Raw genomic sequence first — 17023 nt, forward strand, 5'->3', positions numbered from 1 at the left:
GGTCGCCCGTCCCCCGCGGACGGGCGGTGGGTGGGGTGCGCCGGCCTCCCGGCGCACCCCACCGCCTCACCGGCTGCTACTCGTTGTCCCCGCCGGTGTCGCTCGCCGAGAGCCGGTCGGCCTGCGGGCCGCCGACCTCCGTGCCCGTCTCGCCGGCGTCCGGCCAGACCCAGTCGCGCACCTCGGGGATGTCCTCCCCGTGCTCGCGGGTGTACTGGCGGGCCGCGATCCGCGCGTCGACCATCTTCTGGCGCAGGCCCGCGTACGACGCCCGCAGCCAGTGCACGTGGTCGATCACGTCGATCACGAGCCGGTACCGGTCGAGGTCGTTGAGCATGACCATGTCGAACGGCGTGGTCGTCGTGCCCTCCTCCTTGTACCCGCGCACGTGCAGGTTCTTGTGACCCGTGCGGCGGTACGTGAGGCGGTGGATGAGCCACGGGTAGCCGTGGTACGCGAACACGATCGGCCGGTCCGTCGTGAAGATCGTGTCGAACTCGCGGTCCGACAGGCCGTGCGGGTGCTCCCGCTCGTCCTGCAGGCGCATGAGGTCGACGACGTTGACGACGCGGACCTTCAGCTGCGGCAGCTCCCGCTTGAGGATGTCCGCCGCCGCGAGGACCTCGAGCGTCGGCACGTCGCCCGCGGCCGCGAGCACCACGTCCGGCTCCTCGGACTCGACCTCCGTGCCGGCCCACTCCCAGATGCCGAGCCCGCGCGTGCAGTGCGCGACGGCCTCGTCCATCGTGAGGAAGTTCGGCGCGGGCTGCTTGCCGGCGACGACCACGTTGACGTACTGCCGGCTGCGCAGGCAGTGGTCGTACGTCGACAGCAGCGTGTTCGCGTCCGGCGGCAGGTAGACCCGCACGACCTCGGCCTTCTTGTTCACCACGTGGTCGATGAAGCCCGGGTCCTGGTGGCTGAAGCCGTTGTGGTCCTGACGCCACACGTGGCTCGAGAGCAGGTAGTTCAGGCTCGCGATCGGCCGGCGCCACGGGATGTCGTTCGTGACCTTCAGCCACTTCGCGTGCTGGTTGAACATCGAGTCGACGATGTGGATGAACGCCTCGTAGCTGGTGAACAGCCCGTGCCGCCCGGTGAGCAGGTAGCCCTCCAGCCAGCCCTGGCACTGGTGCTCCGACAGCATCTCCATGACGCGCCCCACGCGCGCCATGTGCTCGTCGACCTCGGGCCCCTCGAACGTGGCGTTCCACTGCTTGTCGGTGGCGTCGTAGACGGCCTGCAGGCGGTTCGACGCGGTCTCGTCGGGGCCGAAGATCCGGAAGTTGTCCGGGTTCCGGCGCACCACCTCGGTCAGGTACTGGCCGAGCACCCGCGGGGCCTCGGCGAACGTCGCCCCGGGGCGTGGCACGTCCTGCGCGAACTCGCGGAAGTCCGGCAGGCGCAGGTCCCGCATGAGCAGCCCGCCGTTGGTGTGCGGGTTCGCGCTCATGCGCAGCTCGCCGGACGGGGACAGGGCGCGGATGTCGGCGTCGATGCGGCCGGTCGCGTCGAACAGCTCGGCAGGCCGGTACGACTGCAGCCACTCCTCGAGCACCGCCAGGTGCTCCGGGGTGTCCCGCGCGCTCGCGAGCGGCACCTGGTGCGCCCGCCACGAGCCGGTCGTCTTCTTCCCGTCGATCTCCGCCGGGCCCGTCCAGCCCTTCGGGGTGCGGAACACGATCATCGGCCACATGGGCCGCGACTCGTCGCCCTCGGCGGCGCGCTGCTTGATCTCCGCGATCCGGTCCAGGACCTGGTCGAGCAGCTCCGCGAAGCGCCGGTGGATGCTCAGCTCGTCCTCGTCGTCGAAGCCCGCGACGAACGTGAACGGCTCGTGGCCGTACCCGACCATGAGCGCGTGGAGCTCCTCGTCGGGGATGCGCGCGAGCACCGTCGGGTTCGCGATCTTGTACCCGTTCAGGTGCAGGATCGGCAGCACCACGCCGTCCTGGCGCGGGTTGACGAACTTGTTCGAGTGCCAGCTCGTCGCGAGCGGGCCCGTCTCCGCCTCGCCGTCGCCGACGACCGCCGCGACCAGCAGGTGCGGGTTGTCGAACGCCGCCCCGTACGCGTGGCTCAGCGCGTACCCCAGCTCGCCGCCCTCGTGGATCGACCCGGGCGTCTCGGGGGCCACGTGGCTCGGCACGCCGCCCGGGAACGAGAACTGCCGGAACAGGCGGCGCAGACCCTCCTCGTCCTCGGTCACGTCGGAGTAGACCTCCGAGTACGTGCCGTCGAGGTAGGCGCTCGCGACGAGGCCCGGCCCGCCGTGCCCCGGGCCGGTGATGTAGATGGTGGACTGCTGACGCTCCGCGATCGCCCGGTTGAGGTGCGCGTAGAGGAAGTTCAGACCCGGCGTGGTGCCCCAGTGGCCCAGCAGGCGCGGCTTGACGTCCTCGCGGTCCAGCGGGCGCCGCAGCAGCGGGTTGTCGAGCAGGTAGATCTGGCCGACCGACATGTAGTTGGCGGCGCGCCACCACTTGTCGATGCGCTGGAGGGTGGCGTCGTCGACGCTGCCGCTGCCCGTGCGCCACGCGCTCCTGGCCTCCGCGGCGGCGAAGTCTCCGGCGGCCACCGGGGCGGGACTCTCGGTGGTGTGCTGCAGCTCCCTGTCGGTGCTCGTGCTCATGTCCCCTCCGGTGCTGGTGGTTCGAGGCGTCGTCCCTGGTCACCCAGCCTTCCGTGCCCGCCGGTCGTGCCGTGGGACGTCCGGCCCAGAGCGGTTGTGCTCCTGGCCACATGCCATACAACCCCAGGTGGCGCCGCCCCGCAGCGCGCGGGTCCGGCGCCCTCGCGCGCGCGGGTTACCGTGAGGTGTGGCCGACGCACCGACCTCCCTGTGGCGCGCCGCCGTGCGTCCGCGGATGCTCGGCCTGCTCGTGCTGCTGCTGGCCGCCGCCGCGGTCTGCGGACGGCTCGGGGCGTGGCAGCTGGAGCGCGCGGAGGTGCGGGGGCACGCTGCCGAGGAGCAGCGCGCGGAGCAGATCGCCGCCGCGCAGCCCGTCCCGCTGGACGAGGTGCTGCGCCCCGGGGAGTCGGTGACGGGCGAGATGGTCGCGCGCAAGGTCGTCGTGACCGGCACGTGGGAGCCCGACGGCACTCTCCTCGTCGAGGGGCGGGCGCACGACGGCGTCACCGAGGGGGCGCTGGTCCTCACGCCGCTGCGGGTCGGTGCCGCCGGCGACACCGCGGCGGGGGACGCGCTGCTGCCGGTCGTGCGGGGCTGGACGCCCGGGGCGCAGCCCGTGCCCGACCCGCCGGCCGGGCCGGTGACGGTCGTCGGCTGGCTGCAGGGCGGCGAGGAGGCCGGCGCGGCCGTCGTCGACGGACGCACGGACGCGATCAGCCCGGCCCAGCTGGTGCACACCTGGGGGCGCCGGTCTACACCGGCTACCTCGTGGTGCAGTCGCTCGACCCCGGCGACCCGGCGGACCTCGAGATGCTCGACCCGCCGACGCGCGCGGGCACCGGGCTGAACGTGCAGAACCTCGCCTACGCCGCGCAGTGGTGGATCTTCGGCCTGTTCGCCGTCGGCCTGTGGTGGCGGCTCGTGCGCGACGAGGCCGCGGGCCGACCGCCGGTCCCGGGCGACGAGGACGACGAGGCCCCGGGCGACGACGGCGCGCCGGGGGACGACGCACCGGCGACAGCGGACGCGGGACGGGTGGCGCGCGCCCGCTGACGGCCGGCCGGCACACCCGGCCGCGTCACCGGCCGGGCGTGCGCCCCCTCAGCCCTGGTCGGCGGACTCGTGCTGCCACGAGCGCCACAGCGCGGCGTACTCGCCGCCCGCGGCCACCAGCTCCTCGTGGGGGCCGATCTCGCTGATGCGCCCGCCGTCGACCACGGCGACGCGGTCGGCGTCGTGCGCGGTGTGCAGGCGGTGCGCGATCGCGACGACCGTGCGGCCCTCGAGGACCGCCGACAGCGACCGCTCCAGGTGCCGCGCGGCCCGCGGGTCCAGGAGCGAGGTCGCCTCGTCGAGCACGAGCGTGTGCGGGTCGAGCAGCACCAGGCGCGCGAGCGCGACCTGCTGCGCCTGCGCCGGCGTCAGCGGCGTGCCGCCGGAACCCACCTCGGTCGCCAGTCCGTCGGGCAGGCCCTGGACCCAGTCCCACGCGTCCACGGCGCGCAGCGCGCGCTCGAGCTCGGCGTCGTCCGCGCCGACCCGGGCGAGGCGGAGGTTGTCGGCGAGCGTGCCGACGAACACGTGGTGCTCCTGGGTGACCAGGGCGACGTGCCGGCGCAGCTCGTCGAGCGGCAGGTCGACCAGCGGCACGCCGCCGACCGTCGCCGTACCGCCCGTCGGCGGGTGGATGCCCGCGAGCATCCGGCCGAGGGTCGACTTGCCCGCACCGGACGGGCCGACGACCGCGAGCCGCTCACCCGGGGCGAGGTCGAGGTCGATGCCGTGCAGCACGTCGTGGCCCTCGCGGTACGCGTAGCGCAGGCCGCGCGTCCCGATGCGCTCGTCCGCGGGGCGCGCCCCGGTGGCCTCCCGGTCGGGGGCGACGAGCTGCACGCCGACGATGCGCGCGAGCGCCGTCGCGGCGACCTGGATCTCGTCGACCCAGAAGATGAGCTCCCAGACGGGGCCGGCCATCTGGTACGCGTACAGCACGATCGTGGTCACCACGCCGAGCGAGACCTGCCCCTGAGCGGCCAGCCAGCCGCCCCAGACCAGCACCGCGACGGGGGCGAGCACGAAGGCGAGGTCGATCGCGGGGAACAGCACGGTGCGCAGGTTCAGCGTCACCTTCTCGGCCGCGAACGCGTCGGCGAGGTCGGCGTCGATGCGCCGCTCCCGCCGGGCGGTCAGACCCAGCGCGTCCACCGTGCGCGCACCCTCGACCGTCTCGGTGATGGTCCCGTTGAGGACGGCGTACGTGGCTGCCTCGCGCACGTAGGCGGGCGTGGCGCGGCGCAGGTACCAGCGCACCACCAGCAGCATCGTCGGCACGCCGACGAACAGGCCGAGCGCGACCAGCGGCGACAGCAGCAGCGACGCGGCCACCGTGAGCGTGATCGTGACGACCGCGACGATGACGCGCGGCACACCGAACCGCACCGCGTGCTGCAGCTTGTTGACGTCGTTGGTCGTGCGCGCCACCAGGTCGCCCGTGCCCGCGCGCTCGACGGTCGACAGCGGCAGCGCCGTGACGGTGTCGACGAACTCCTCGCGCAGCTGGGCGAAGACCTCCTCGCCGAACAGCATCGACGCGCGCTGCGCGTACCGGATGAGCCCGGTCTGCAGCAGCACCGCGACGACCCCGACGACGATGAGCGTGTCGACGTACCTGGCCGTGGTGCCGGCGGTGACCGCGTCGACCAGGCGCCCGAGCAGCAGCGGACCGGCCAGGCCGGCCACGGCGGCGAGCGTGTGCAGCACCGCGATGCGGGTGAGCGGGCGCCCGTTGCGGCGCAGGAGCGCACCGGCGTACCGGCGCACCACCGCCGTGTCGGCGACGGGCAGCGTCGTGGCCGTGCTCATGCCTCACCTCCGCCGTGCTCGCCGTCCGTGCCGCACTCGCGGCCGCCCGGGCGCGCGAGGGCGGGCTCCGGGACCGTCTCGTCCTGCACCTCGAACGCCTGCTCGACGCTCGTGTCGTCGTCCATGCGCCGCCCCACGACGCGGCGGTACTCCGCCGCCACCGCGGGGCCGGCCGCGCCGTCGAGCAGCTCGGCGTGCGTGCCGCGCGCGACGAGCACGCCGTCGCGCACGAGCTGCACCTCGTCGACGTGGTCGAGCACGAGCGGGCTCGCGGTCACCAGGAGCGTCGTGCGGCCGCGGCGCGCGTCGGCGAGCCGGGCGGCGATGCGGGCCTCGGTGTGCGCGTCGACCGCGCTCGTCGGCTCGACGAGCACGAGCACCTCCGCGCCCGTGAGCAGCGCCCGCGCGAGCGCGACGCGCTGGCGCTGCCCGCCCGACAGCGACCGGCCCTTCTCGGGCAGCTCGCCGTCGAGGCCGTCGGGCACCGAGTCGAGCACGTCGTGCGCGTCCGCCAGCGCGATGGCCTCGAGCAGGTCGTCGCGCGTGGCGGCGCCGCGCACGTCGAGCTCGCCGGCGAGCGGCCCCGAGAACAGGTGCGGCATGGCCTCGGCGACGACGACGCGCTCGCGGACGGCGTCCTTCGGCAGGTCGGCGAGCAGCACGCCGCCCAGGCGCACCGGCGTCGCGGCCTCCGCCTCGTCGTCGAACCGGCCGAGCCGCGTGGCGATGCGGGCCGACTCGTCGGGGTCGGCGCTGACGAGCGCGACCACGCGGCCGTGCTCGAGCGTCACGCCGCTGACCTCGTCGACGAGCGGGGACCCCGGCGGCGGGACGGCGGCCGTCCCCGGCCGTGCGCCGGTCGACGGCATCACGCGCAGCACGGCCAGGACCTTGCGGGCGGCGACGACGGCCCGCGTGGTCGACTGCAGCATCATCGTCGCGTTCTGCACGGGCCAGCCCAGGAACGCGGCGTACCCGTACGTCGTCACGAGCTCGCCCGGCGTGATCGTCCCCTCGAGCGCCATGTGCGCGCCCACCCAGACGAGCGCGACGACGAACAGGCCCGGCAGCAGCACCTGGAGGGCGTCGAGCCACGACTGCGGGACGGCGACCTCCTCGCCGCGGCGGCGCACGAGCTGCGACTGCTCCCGGTACCGGCCGGTGAACACCTCCTCGCCCCCGATGCCGCGCAGGATCCGCAGCCCGGAGACGGTGTCGGCGCCCAGCGTCGTCAGACGTCCGGACGCCTCGCGCTGCGCCGCCTGGCGGCGCTGCAGCGGCTTGACGAGCAGCCCGAGGACGGCGGCGACCGTCGGCAGGCCGACGAGCACGATGACGCCCAGCGGCACGGACACCCGCAGCATGAGCACGGCCACCGCGGCGTACGCGACGAGCGAGCCGACGAACCGCGCGAGCGTGGCGTAGACCTCGCCGACGCGCAGCGCGTCGTTGGCGACGGCGGACACGACCTCACCGGTCGGCAGCTCGGCCGTGATGGCCGGGCCGGAGCGCGCGGCGGTGCGGCCGACGAGCTGCGACGTCGTGAACGCGGCCCGCAGCCAGTTCTGCACGTCGTACCGGTGCCCCAACGCGCCGGCCGCGGCGCTGACCAGGCCGAGCACGAGCAGCAGGCCCGTCGCGCGGAACAGGCCCGGCCCGAAGCCGTTGGCCAGGCCGTCGTCGATCGCCTGCCCGGTCAGGTACGGCAGCAGCGCCTGGCAGGCGAACACCACGACGCCGCACAGCACGGCGGCGAGCAGGATGCCCCACTGCCGGCGGGCGACCCACCACAGGTACGCGACGGGGCCGCGCAGGGGCGGGGTGCCGGGGTCGGCGAGGGGCAGGGAACGCACCCGACTCACGTTACGGGCGGCCACCGACACCGGGGAAAGCCAATTCCGCGCCCCGGCGCCGGGTCCGGGACGCCCCACGCCGGATCCAGGACACCCGGGACGCGCCTCCGCGTGGCGGCCGCGACCGGGGCCCGGGGTCCGGACCGGGCGTCCGCCGGCTCGCCGGAGCACGGTGGACGCCACCACCACCGCGGCGGGAGGCGGTGCGGACGGCACGAGCCTCCCCGCGGGTGCGGCGGCGGCCGGCCGTGCAGTACCGGGCCGGGGCAGGTGGTGCCCGTGGTCCAGGTCCCACGCCGGCCGGGCTCGGTCCTCCTGGACCGCCCCGACCTCGAGCGGCCCGTGCTCGCCGTGTACGCGCCGCTGCTCGTCGTCCTCGTCGCGCCGCTGACCGGCCACCTGGGCGCGACGCGGCTCGTCGGCGGCTGACACCGACGGCGCCCCGGACCCGGCGCGGAGTGCCCCGGGCGGCCAACTAGGCTGGGTCCCGTGACGCAGCCCCCCGAGCCCGCCACCACCCACCGCCCCGTCCTGGTCGTCGACTTCGGCGCCCAGTACGCGCAGCTGATCGCGCGGCGGGTGCGCGAGGCGAACGTCTACTCCGAGATCGTGCCGCACACGGCGAGCGTCGAGGACCTGCTCGCCCGGGACCCGGCCGCGATCATCCTGTCCGGCGGCCCGTCGTCGGTGTACGCCGCGGGCGCCCCCTTCGTGGGGCCCGAGCTGTTCGAGGCCGGCGTGCCCGTCATGGGCATCTGCTACGGCTTCCAGGCGATGGCGCAGGCCCTCGGCGGCACGGTCGCGCAGACGGGACAGCGCGAGTACGGCGGCACGGCGGTCGAGGTCGCGGCGGAGGGGACCGTCCTCGAGGGCAGCCCCGAGCAGCAGACCGTGTGGATGAGCCACGGCGACGCCGTGCACGCCGCGCCCCCGGGCTTCGAGGTGCTCGCGACGTCCGCGGGCAGCCCCGTCGCCGCCTTCGAGGACCGCGAGCGGCGCCTGTACGGCGTGCAGTGGCACCCCGAGGTGAAGCACTCGCCGCTCGGGCAGAAGGCGCTCGAGAACTTCCTCTACAAGGGTGCGGGCCTGGCGCCCGACTGGAACCCCGGCAACGTCATCGCCGAGCAGGTCGAGCGCATCCGCGCCCAGGTCGGCGACGCGCGGGTCATCTGCGGCCTGTCCGGGGGCGTGGACTCCTCGGTCGCGGCCGCGCTCGTGCAGCGCGCCGTCGGCGACCAGCTCACGTGCGTGTTCGTCGACCACGGCCTGCTGCGCTCCGGCGAGGCCGAGCAGGTCGAGCAGGACTTCGTCGCGGCGACCGGCGTGCAGCTGAAGGTCGTCGACGCGCGCGAGCGGTTCCTGCACGCGCTGCACGGCGTGAGCGACCCGGAGACCAAGCGCAAGATCATCGGCCGCGAGTTCATCCGCGTGTTCGAGGACGCCGCCCGCGAGGTCGTCGAGGACGCCGGCGCCCACGGCGAGACCGTGAAGTTCCTCGTCCAGGGGACGCTCTACCCCGACGTCGTCGAGTCCGGCGGGGGAGAGGGCGCGGCCAACATCAAGTCGCACCACAACGTGGGCGGGCTGCCGGAGGACCTGCAGTTCGAGCTCGTCGAGCCGCTGCGCACGCTGTTCAAGGACGAGGTGCGCGCGGTCGGCCTCGAGCTCGGCGTGCCCGAGGGCATCGTCTGGCGCCAGCCGTTCCCCGGCCCGGGCCTCGGCATCCGGATCGTCGGCGAGGTCACGGCCGAGCGCCTGGAGACGCTGCGCGCCGCCGACGCCATCGCCCGCGAGGAGCTCACGCGCGCCGGCCTGGACCGCGAGATCTGGCAGTGCCCGGTCGTGCTGCTCGCCGACGTGCGCTCCGTCGGCGTCCAGGGCGACGGCCGCACCTACGGCCACCCGATCGTGCTGCGGCCCGTCTCGTCCGAGGACGCGATGACGGCCGACTGGACCCGCCTGCCGTACGACGTGCTGCAGATCATCTCCACGCGCATCACCAACGAGGTCCCCGAGGTCAACCGGGTCGTCCTCGACGTCACGAGCAAGCCGCCGGGCACCATCGAGTGGGAGTGACCCGCACGGGCACCCCCGGGCCGACCCGACGGACCGACGAGAGGACGACGTGACCACCCAGCCCGACCCCGCCACCGCGACGAGCGCGACCGCCGGCCCCCGGGCGGCGTCCACCGCCACCTGGGTCCGCAAGGCCACCGGGTCGCTGAAGCGCTACCGCGTGATGGCCTGGGTGACCGGCGTGATGCTCCTCGTGCTGTGCGTGGAGATGGTCCTCAAGTACGTCGTGCACGCCCCCGAGTCCGTGATGGGCGCTCTCGAGTGGATCCCGTTCGCGCACGGCTGGATCTACGTCGTCTACCTCGTCACGGTCTTCGACCTGTGGTCCACGCTGCGCTGGAAGCTGGGCCGGCTCGTCACGATGGCGCTCGCGGGCGTCGTGCCCGTCATGTCGTTCGTCCTGGAGCGGCGCGTGCACGCGCAGGCGCAGGCGCGCATCGACGCCGCGGCGTCCGCGCGCCCCGCCGCCCCGGGCGCGGCGGCCTGAGCCGGGCGGCCTGACGCGTGCGCGTCGTCCACGTCTCCGACTGCTTCGCGCCGCGCACGGGCGGCATCGAGACGCAGGTCGGCGACCTGGCCCGGCACCAGGCGGCTGCCGGGCACGAGGTGCACGTGCTCACGGCGACCCTCGGCGAGGGCGGTGAGCGCGGCGGCGTCGTCGACGTCGAGGACGGTGTGCACGTGCACCGGCTGGGTGCGCGCCTGCCGTTCGACCTGCCCGTCAACCCGCTCGCGGGCCCGCGCCTGCTGCGCGACGCGTACGCGGACCTGCGTCCCGACGTCGTGCACGTGCACGCCGGCGTGCTCTCGCCGTTCGCGTTCGACGGCGCCCGGCTCGCGATGGCCGCGGGCCTGCCGACGGCGGTGACGTGGCACTGCATGCTCGACGGCGTCGCCGCACCGGCCGCGCACCTCGTGGCCCGGACACGCTGGTCCCGGCCGCGCGCGGCGCTCAGCGCGGTGAGCTCGGCGGCGGCGGAGCGCGTGCGCGAGCTGTTCGGCGGGGCGGACGTCGCGGTGGTCCCCAACGGCATCGACGCGGACCGCTGGGCGCCGGCGCCGGGGTCCGGCCGTGCCGAGGACGACGGGCCGCTCCGGCTCGTCGCGACCATGCGCCTGGCACCGCGCAAGCGCGCGGTGCCGCTCGTCGAGGTGGTCGCGGCGGCGGCGCGGCACCTGCCGGCCGGCGCGCTGCACCTCACCGTGGCGGGCGACGGCCCCCTGCGCGACGCGCTCGCCGCGCGCGTGCGGGCGCTCGGCCTCGACGACGTCGTCGCGCTGCCCGGCCGCCTCTCCCGGGAGGAGGTCCGCGCGGCGTACGTCGACGCCGACGTCTTCCTCGCCCCGCGCGGCTCGAGGCGTTCGGCATCGCCGCGCTCGAGGCCCGGACCGCCGGCCTCGTCGTGCTCGCCCACCGCGGCACGGGCATCGGGGAGTTCGTGACGGACGGGCGCGACGGGTTCCTCGTCGCCGACGACGCGGAGATGGCGACCGCCGTCGTCCTGCTCGCGCAGGACCGTGACCTGCTCGCGCGGATGCGCACGCACAACCGCGCCGTGCGGCCCGCGTTCGCGTGGGCGGACGTGCTCGCGGCGGCCGAGGCGGAGTACGCCCGCGCCGCCGCGCTCGTCACCTCCGGGTCCTAGGTCCCGGACGCGTTCGCGCAGGTCAGGCCGAAGGTCCCAGAACGGGCGCGACCGGGCGCGGGGCGGCCGCCGGACGGTCCTGGACGGGGGACCAGGGTCCTACCGAGGCCGCTCCCGGCGGGTCGAGAGTTGTCACGTGAGCACGACAGCTCACCGGCACCGCCCCACAGACGGAGCCGTCTCGGGGAGAACAGAAGGATCGGGGAGTCCGATGTCCGCAGCAGTCCGCAAGCCCGCCCACCTCAAGGCCCTCGCCGTCGTGGTGATGGTGTTCGGCGTGGTCTTCGCCGTCGCCGGCACGGCCACGTGGGCGCTCGTGTCCGGCAACCTGCGCAACGAGCAGATCACCGTCGCCGAGGACGCGTCGATGTTCGCCGGCGAGCTCGTCGACACGCCGTGGGAGGCGTGGGCGCAGGCCGACATCATCAACCACCACGCGCTCGACGCCTCGGGTGGCAAGACGTACTCGCAGCTGGACCGCGAGGACCCGGTCCGCGAGACGATGATGAACGGCTCGTTCCTGCGGGCGTCGCTGTTCACCTCGATCGTCGCCTTCGGCGTCGCGCTGCTGGTCTTCGGCCTCGGCGTCGTCTTCATCGTCGTCGGTGAGGCGCTGCGCCGGGTCGCGGCCCGCGTCGACGCCCCCGTGCTCGACGCCGCGGAGCCGGTCACGGTCTGACGCGCCGCGCACGCCACGAGGGCCGGTACCCCGTCGGGGGTACCGGCCCTCGTCGTGCGCGCTCGGGCAGGAGCGGCGGCTCCGTCAGCGCCGGGCGGCGTCGTCCCCGCCGCGCCGGCGGGCGCTGGCCAGCAGCGGCCCCACGATCAGGCCCAGCCCGGCGAGGACCAGCAGGCCGATCGCCGCGAGCTCCAGGTCGATCGTGTAGCCCGCGGCCACGAGCAGCACCCCCACCCCGAGCAGGGCGATCACGACGCCCCACACGACGGTGCCGACCCGGACGCGGTCGCGGCGGGTGCCGTCCGCGGCGTCCTCGTCGCCGTCCGGGCCGTCCGCGTCGCGGGCGGCCGCGGTGCCCGCGTCCGTCGGCAGCGGACGGGTCTCGTCCAGCGGCAGCGGCTGGGTCTCGCCGACCGGGAGCGGCCGGGTCTCGTCGGTGCTCATGCTGCGTCCTCCTCGATGATCCGGACCTCGCCGACGCCCGAGCTGATGTCGAGCACCAGGTCGGGCTCGCCGGCCGTGGCGTCGCGGTCACGGAACGTCATGTCCCCGATCCCGACGCCGTCCTGCGTGCGGCGCTCGTCGTCCAGCTCCCACACGACCGAGCCGACGCCGGCGGAGACGCGCGCCTCGACCGCGGCCTCGGACGGCACGACGACCGTGAGGTCGCCGGCGCCGAGCGAGAGCGGCACGTGCAGCGGCCCGCCCTCCAGCGGCACGGCGGTGAGGTCGACGGTGGCCTGCCCGATGCCCAGGTCGAGACCGCGCTGCGCGTCCTCGCGGGTCGTGACCGTCGCCTCGATGCGGTTGTCGCGCCAGTCGCCCGGACCGTCCCACCAGTTCTCGCGCTCACCCTGCGTGGCCAGCGCGAGCGGGACCCAGACGAGCGCGGCGACGACGGCCAGGAAGCCGACCGCACCGCTCGTGCGGCCCCGCAGACCCAGGGTGACGATGCCGAGCCCGGCGAGGACGAGCGCGATGCCGCCCGCGGTCAGCCCGACCGGGCCGTCGAAGAGCTCGGTGCGCTCGCCGAGCAGCAGCACGGCCAGGCCGAGGACGCTCAGGCCGACCACGACCCCGACGGTCGCGGCGTCGGCGCCCTTGCGGGGCGGGCGGGACGGGCGCGGGGGCACGGGCGGGGCCGGCGGCACGGGCGGCGCCGGCGGAGGGGTCCAGCCGCCGGCGGGCGGCGGAGGTGCGGCCCAGCCGGGGGCGGGGGCGCCGGCGGGCCCACGCGCTCGCCGGCCGGGGCAGGTGCCCCCCACGCCGGCGTCGGGGCGGGCGGCGCCGCGGCCGGGGCGCCGTGCGTCGCGACGGGGGGCGGGGCGTACGGCGCACCGTAGGAGGCGCCGGTCCACGGACCGTGGGGCGGCGGGCCGGGCCGGGGCCGACGACGGACCGCGAGCACCACGAGGGCGACGAGGCCGCCGACGAACGCGAGCCAGAGCAGCCCGGAGAACCAGCCGGTGCCGTCCCAGAACCACCACCAGCCGTCACCGCGGGCCAGGCCGACGAGCACGAAGCCGAGGGCGCCGAGCAGCGCGATGTCGCCGTCGCCGGCGACGAGCCGTTCGAGGTGGATGCGCCCGTCGCGCTGCTCGGGCAGCAGGGCCCACGCGACGCCGTACACGACCAGGCCGAGCCCGCCGAGCAGGAACGTCACGGCGAGGATGCCGCGCACGAGGAGGGGGTCGACGTTGAGGCGGGCCGCGAGGCCGCCCGCGACGCCGCCGATCCAGCGGTCGTCCGACCGGTACAGGCCGGTACGGCGCACGCCGTCCCAGAAGCCCTGCGCGCCGGAGGGACCGGGTCCGCCCGAGGCGGGGGCGGGGCCGCCGGCTGCGAAGCCGGGGCCGGTGCCGGGCCCGGGGCCCGGGGTGCCGGCGCCGCCGCCGGCAGGGGTCTGCGTGTCCATGGCTCGATCCTGTCCCCGGCACCGTCCCCGGGGCATCGGGGGTCGTCCCTGACCCGACCCTGGCCCGTACCCGGGCCCGGCGTGCCCGCGCCCCTGATCTGGGCCCGGACCCGCCCGGACGGGGGTCGGCGGCACGCGCCGGACGTGTGACGATCGGTGCGTGAGCACCGCACCCGCACCCGCGCCCGCCCCGGCGGTCCCCGCGCGGCTGCCCCTGCGCCGCCCCGACCGGGGCCGGTGGTTCGCCGGCGTCGCGGTGGGGCTCGCGGCGCACCTCGACGTGCCCGTGGTGGTCGTGCGCCTCGCGCTCGTCGCGCTCGTCCCCGTCGCGGGCGCGGGGTTCGTGCTCTACGTCTTCTGGTGGCTGACCGTGCCGGTGGGCGACCCCGCCGCGGTCGCCGCCGGCTCGCGACCCAGCGCGCTGCAGCGCCTGGCGCGCCGGCAGACCCTCGCGGACGGGCGCCGCGTCCCGCTGGCCGACCTCGGGCTGGGGGCGCTGCTCGTGCTCGCCGCGGGCGTGCTCGTGGCCGTCCGCCTCGGTGTGCAGGTCGACTCCACGTGGGTGCTCCCGGCGCTCCTCGTCCTCGTGGGCCTCGGGCTCGCGTGGAGCCAGCTGGACGCGGTGCAGCGCCGGCAGCGCGACGGGCGGCGGATCAGCGTCCTGCGGCTCATCGGCGGCGTGCTGCTCGCCGCGGCCGGCGTGCTGCTCCTCGTGGGCGAGAGCGTGGGGCGCGGTGTGGAGCCCGCTCTCATGGTCCAGGCCGGGATCGGTGCGCTGGCCGTGCTGCTGGGCGTGGGGCTCGTGCTCGCGCCGTGGTGGGTGCGCCTCGTCCGGGAGCTCGGCGACGAGCGCGCCGCCCGTGCCCGCGAGGCCGAGCGCGCCGACATCGCCGCGCACCTGCACGACTCGGTGCTGCAGACGCTCGCCCTCATCCGTGCCCGCTCCGACGAGCCGGCGGAGGTCGCGCGCATGGCCCGCGCCCAGGAGCGCGAGCTGCGCGAGTGGCTGTACGACGACCGGCACGAGCCCGGCACGTCGCTCGCGGCCGCGCTGCGCTCGGTCGTCGCGGAGGTGGAGGACTCGCGGTCCGGGCCCACGGGCGAGCCCGTGGCGGTCGACGTCGTCGTGGTCGGGGACCGGGTGCCCGACGCGGACACCCAGGCCCTGCTGCAGGCGACCCGCGAGGCCCTCGTGAACGCCGTCGTGCACGGGCGGCCGCCCGTGTCGCTGTACCTCGAGGTGGGACCCTCGGTCGTCGAGGTCTTCGTGCGCGACCGCGGCGACGGGTTCGACCTCGACGCGGTCGGACCCGACCGCTTCGGCGTGCGCGAGTCGATCATGGGCCGGGTGCGCCGCCGCGGCGGGACGGCCCGTGTGACGAGCAGCCCCGAGCGCGGCACCGAGGTGCACCTGTGCATGCCCGTCGGCGGCGCCGCGCCGTCCGACCCCGCCGGTGCCCGCGCCGGTGACACCGAGCCCGCGGCGGACCGCCGCCCCGACCCGCAGGAGGACGCGTGAGCGCCGTCGACGTCGTGCTGGTGGACGACCACCACATGTTCCGCGCGGGGTGAAGGCGTCCCTGGACGAGCGCGTGCGCGTCGTGGGGGAGGCGGCGAGCGTCGACGAGGCCGTGCGGGTCGTGCACGAGCTCGCGCCGCCCGTCGTCCTGCTCGACGTCCACCTGCCCGGCGGCGACGGCGGGGGCGGGGCCGAGGTCGTGCGCCGCTGCGTGGACGTGCCCGGCACGCGCTTCCTCGCGCTGTCCGTGTCCGACGCCGCGGAGGACGTCGTCGCGGTGATCCGCGTCGGCGCGCGCGGCTACGTCACGAAGGCGATCGACCCGGCGGCGCTGTCCGACGCCGTGCTGCGCGTGGCGGGCGGCGACGCGGTGTTCTCGCCGCGGCTCGCCGGCTTCGTCCTCGACGCGTTCGGCGCGGCCGCGGGCGACGTCGCGACGGGAGACGACGAGCTCGACCGGCTGTCGGCGCGCGAGCGCGAGGTCATGCGGCTGATCGCCCGCGGCTACACGTACCGCGAGGTCGCGGCGGAGCTGTTCATCTCGGTGAAGACCGTCGAGACCCACGTGTCCGCGGTGCTGCGCAAGCTCCAGCTGTCCAACCGCAACGAGCTGACGCGCTGGGCGGCGGCACGTCGGCTGCTGTGACGGGCGGCGCCCAGCAGGAGGCCGGACGGCGCCGGGCCGGCGCGGGGCGGCCCCGGCGCGGGGACGCCACGACGCCGGTCCCGCGCGCGGGGGTGCGCCAGGAGCGCATCCAGGGATCTGACGGTACGTCAGAACGTGGTGCACGCTGGCTTAGGATGACGCCATGGACGTCGTCTACGGGATCCTCGTCGTGCTCCACCTGCTGGGCTGGGCCATGGTCTTCGGCGGTGCCCTCGCCGGCATGCGCACGGCGACCCTGAACCCCGGGGTGCTCCACGGCATCCTCACCGCGCTGCTCACCGGCATCCTGCTGACCGGTCTCGCCTCGGCGGACGTCGTCGACCGGGACGTCGACACCACGAAGATCGCCGTCAAGCTCGTCGTCGCGCTCGCGGTCACCGTGCTGGTCGTCCTGGGCCGTCGCCAGGGCGAGAAGGTGACGAAGGGCTGGCTGGGCGCGATCGCCGGCCTGACCGCGCTCAACGTGGCGGTCGCCGTCCTCTGGTGACGTCGGCCACGGCCGGGGCGTCGTGCGCGCCCCGGCGGGGCGCTGCCGCTGACCGACCGCTACGGTCGGCGCCGTGACGATCGACTGGGGCGCCGAGCTCGACCTGCTCACCACCGTGCTCGTGGTCGTCGGGCTCGTCGGCGTCGTGGTGCAGGTGCTGCCCGGCGCGTTCCTCGTGGCGGGCGCCGTCGTGCTGTGGGGCGTGCTGCAGGGCACGGGCCTGGGATGGGGCGTCGCGGTCGCCGCGGTCGTCCTCACGGCCGCCGCGCAGGTCGCGAAGTACCTGCTCGCGGGCCGGCACCTGCAGCGCGCGGGCGTGCCGAACCGGACGCTGGTGTGGGGCGCCGTCGCAGGTGTGGTCGGCTTCTTCGTCATCCCCGTGCTCGGGCTGTTCGTGTTCTTCGTCGCCGCCGTCTACGTGGCCGAGCGGCTGCGGCTGGGTGAGCACGCCACGGCGTGGCGCTCGACGGTGCGTGCCCTGCAGGCGACCGGGCTGACGATCCTGGTCGAGCTCGCGGGCGCCATGCTCGTCGTCGGCGCGTGGGTGCTCGGTCTGGTCCTCCGCTGACGGCCTGGTCCTCCGCTGACGGCGTGACCGTCCGCTGACGGCGTCGGGCCGTCCGCCCGCGGGGCCCTCGGCCGTGGTCGCACGGTCCGCCGTGTCGGTGGGGAGACCTACCCTGGTGG

The 17023-nt window shown here is 75.7% G+C and carries 15 protein-coding genes and 2 pseudogenes; 11 read left to right on the forward strand and 6 right to left on the reverse strand.

From position 1 onward, the window contains the following. Window positions 1-76: 76 nt before the first annotated feature. On the reverse strand, window positions 77-2632 hold the full coding sequence (locus tag GC089_RS04995; protein WP_155376713.1) for a phosphoketolase: 2556 nt from the start codon (window positions 2630-2632) through the stop codon (window positions 77-79). 187 nt (window positions 2633-2819) lie between these two features. Here GC089_RS04995 and GC089_RS05000 point away from each other — a divergent pair, with 187 nt between their 5' ends. Together GC089_RS05000 and GC089_RS18865 are read left to right on the forward strand one after the other, a co-directional pair. Then, window positions 2820-3479: an SURF1 family protein gene (locus tag GC089_RS05000; RefSeq protein WP_230685067.1), complete on the forward strand. Its 660-nt coding sequence runs from the start codon at window positions 2820-2822 to the stop codon at window positions 3477-3479. Beyond that, complete coding sequence (locus GC089_RS18865; protein ID WP_230685068.1) at window positions 3443-3685, forward strand: hypothetical protein; 243 nt, start codon at window positions 3443-3445, stop codon at window positions 3683-3685. Before GC089_RS05000 ends, GC089_RS18865 begins: the two co-directional genes overlap by 37 nt. Window positions 3686-3733: 48 nt before the next feature. Here GC089_RS18865 and GC089_RS05005 read toward each other — a convergent pair whose 3' ends face one another. Continuing rightward, complete coding sequence (locus GC089_RS05005) at window positions 3734-5494, reverse strand: ABC transporter ATP-binding protein (RefSeq protein WP_155376714.1); 1761 nt, start codon at window positions 5492-5494, stop codon at window positions 3734-3736. Then, a complete protein-coding gene (locus tag GC089_RS05010; protein WP_155376715.1) occupies window positions 5491-7347 on the reverse strand; it encodes an ABC transporter ATP-binding protein in 1857 nt (618 codons plus the stop codon). The genes GC089_RS05005 and GC089_RS05010 overlap by 4 nt, the downstream gene beginning before the upstream one ends. Before the next feature lie 279 nt (window positions 7348-7626). Here GC089_RS05010 and GC089_RS05015 point away from each other — a divergent pair, with 279 nt between their 5' ends. From GC089_RS05015 to GC089_RS05035, 5 genes and pseudogenes are all read left to right on the forward strand, one after another. Further along, window positions 7627-7776 carry a hypothetical protein gene (locus GC089_RS05015; RefSeq protein WP_155376716.1) on the forward strand — a complete coding sequence of 50 codons (150 nt, stop codon included), beginning with the start codon at window positions 7627-7629 and terminating at the stop codon, window positions 7774-7776. A 60-nt stretch (window positions 7777-7836) separates the two neighbouring features. After that, window positions 7837-9423 carry a glutamine-hydrolyzing GMP synthase gene (gene guaA / locus GC089_RS05020; RefSeq protein WP_155376717.1) on the forward strand — a complete coding sequence of 529 codons (1587 nt, stop codon included), beginning with the start codon at window positions 7837-7839 and terminating at the stop codon, window positions 9421-9423. Window positions 9424-9472: 49 nt separating this feature from the next. Beyond that, window positions 9473-9910: a DUF3817 domain-containing protein gene (locus tag GC089_RS05025; RefSeq protein ID WP_155376718.1), complete on the forward strand. Its 438-nt coding sequence runs from the start codon at window positions 9473-9475 to the stop codon at window positions 9908-9910. Window positions 9911-10029: 119 nt separating this feature from the next. Then, window positions 10030-11069 (forward strand): annotated as a pseudogene (locus GC089_RS19915) (glycosyltransferase family 4 protein). A 211-nt stretch (window positions 11070-11280) separates the two neighbouring features. Then, complete coding sequence (locus GC089_RS05035) at window positions 11281-11748, forward strand: aromatic ring-opening dioxygenase LigA (protein WP_155376719.1); 468 nt, start codon at window positions 11281-11283, stop codon at window positions 11746-11748. Window positions 11749-11832: 84 nt separating this feature from the next. Here the strand turns inward: GC089_RS05035 and GC089_RS05040 are convergent, their stop codons facing one another. Genes GC089_RS05040 through GC089_RS05050 form a run of 3 tightly spaced genes read right to left on the reverse strand, consistent with a single transcriptional unit; the run spans window position 11833 to window position 13663 of the window. Next, complete coding sequence (locus GC089_RS05040; protein ID WP_155376720.1) at window positions 11833-12192, reverse strand: hypothetical protein; 360 nt, start codon at window positions 12190-12192, stop codon at window positions 11833-11835. Further along, on the reverse strand, window positions 12189-12821 hold the full coding sequence (locus tag GC089_RS05045) for a LiaF domain-containing protein (protein WP_196250826.1): 633 nt from the start codon (window positions 12819-12821) through the stop codon (window positions 12189-12191). The genes GC089_RS05040 and GC089_RS05045 overlap by 4 nt, the downstream gene beginning before the upstream one ends. Next, window positions 12809-13663 (reverse strand): PspC domain-containing protein, encoded by an 855-nt coding sequence (locus GC089_RS05050; RefSeq protein WP_196250827.1) that lies wholly within the window; start codon window positions 13661-13663, stop codon window positions 12809-12811. Before GC089_RS05050 ends, GC089_RS05045 begins: the two co-directional genes overlap by 13 nt. Before the next feature lie 160 nt (window positions 13664-13823). On the opposite strand from GC089_RS05050, the gene GC089_RS05055 reads away from it, so the two are divergent. The 4 genes and pseudogenes from GC089_RS05055 (at window position 13824) to GC089_RS05070 (ending at window position 16904) form a co-directional block, all read left to right on the forward strand. Next, window positions 13824-15182 (forward strand): ATP-binding protein, encoded by a 1359-nt coding sequence (locus GC089_RS05055; RefSeq protein ID WP_155376723.1) that lies wholly within the window; start codon window positions 13824-13826, stop codon window positions 15180-15182. A gap of 35 nt (window positions 15183-15217) precedes the next feature. Beyond that, window positions 15218-15828, forward strand: a pseudogene (locus tag GC089_RS05060) (LuxR C-terminal-related transcriptional regulator). Window positions 15829-15991: 163 nt separating this feature from the next. Next, complete coding sequence (locus tag GC089_RS05065) at window positions 15992-16336, forward strand: hypothetical protein (protein ID WP_155376724.1); 345 nt, start codon at window positions 15992-15994, stop codon at window positions 16334-16336. A 73-nt stretch (window positions 16337-16409) separates the two neighbouring features. Further along, window positions 16410-16904 (forward strand): DUF456 domain-containing protein, encoded by a 495-nt coding sequence (locus GC089_RS05070; RefSeq protein ID WP_155376725.1) that lies wholly within the window; start codon window positions 16410-16412, stop codon window positions 16902-16904. Window positions 16905-17023: the final 119 nt, after the last annotated feature.

Origin of the sequence: Cellulomonas sp. JZ18 (assembly GCF_009720485.1) — a bacterium.
GTDB lineage: Bacteria > Actinomycetota > Actinomycetes > Actinomycetales > Cellulomonadaceae > Cellulomonas.

Coding starts and splice junctions, on each gene's coding strand:
- GC089_RS04995 (WP_155376713.1), bottom strand. CDS start 2,632: ATGAGCACGAGCACCGACAGGGAGCTGCAGCACACCACCGAGAGTCCC.
- GC089_RS18865 (WP_230685068.1), top strand. CDS start 3,443: ATGCTCGACCCGCCGACGCGCGCGGGCACCGGGCTGAACGTGCAGAAC.
- GC089_RS05005 (WP_155376714.1), bottom strand. CDS start 5,494: ATGAGCACGGCCACGACGCTGCCCGTCGCCGACACGGCGGTGGTGCGC.
- GC089_RS05035 (WP_155376719.1), top strand. CDS start 11,281: ATGTCCGCAGCAGTCCGCAAGCCCGCCCACCTCAAGGCCCTCGCCGTC.
- GC089_RS05040 (WP_155376720.1), bottom strand. CDS start 12,192: ATGAGCACCGACGAGACCCGGCCGCTCCCGGTCGGCGAGACCCAGCCG.
- GC089_RS05050 (WP_196250827.1), bottom strand. CDS start 13,663: ATGGACACGCAGACCCCTGCCGGCGGCGGCGCCGGCACCCCGGGCCCC.
- GC089_RS05065 (WP_155376724.1), top strand. CDS start 15,992: ATGGACGTCGTCTACGGGATCCTCGTCGTGCTCCACCTGCTGGGCTGG.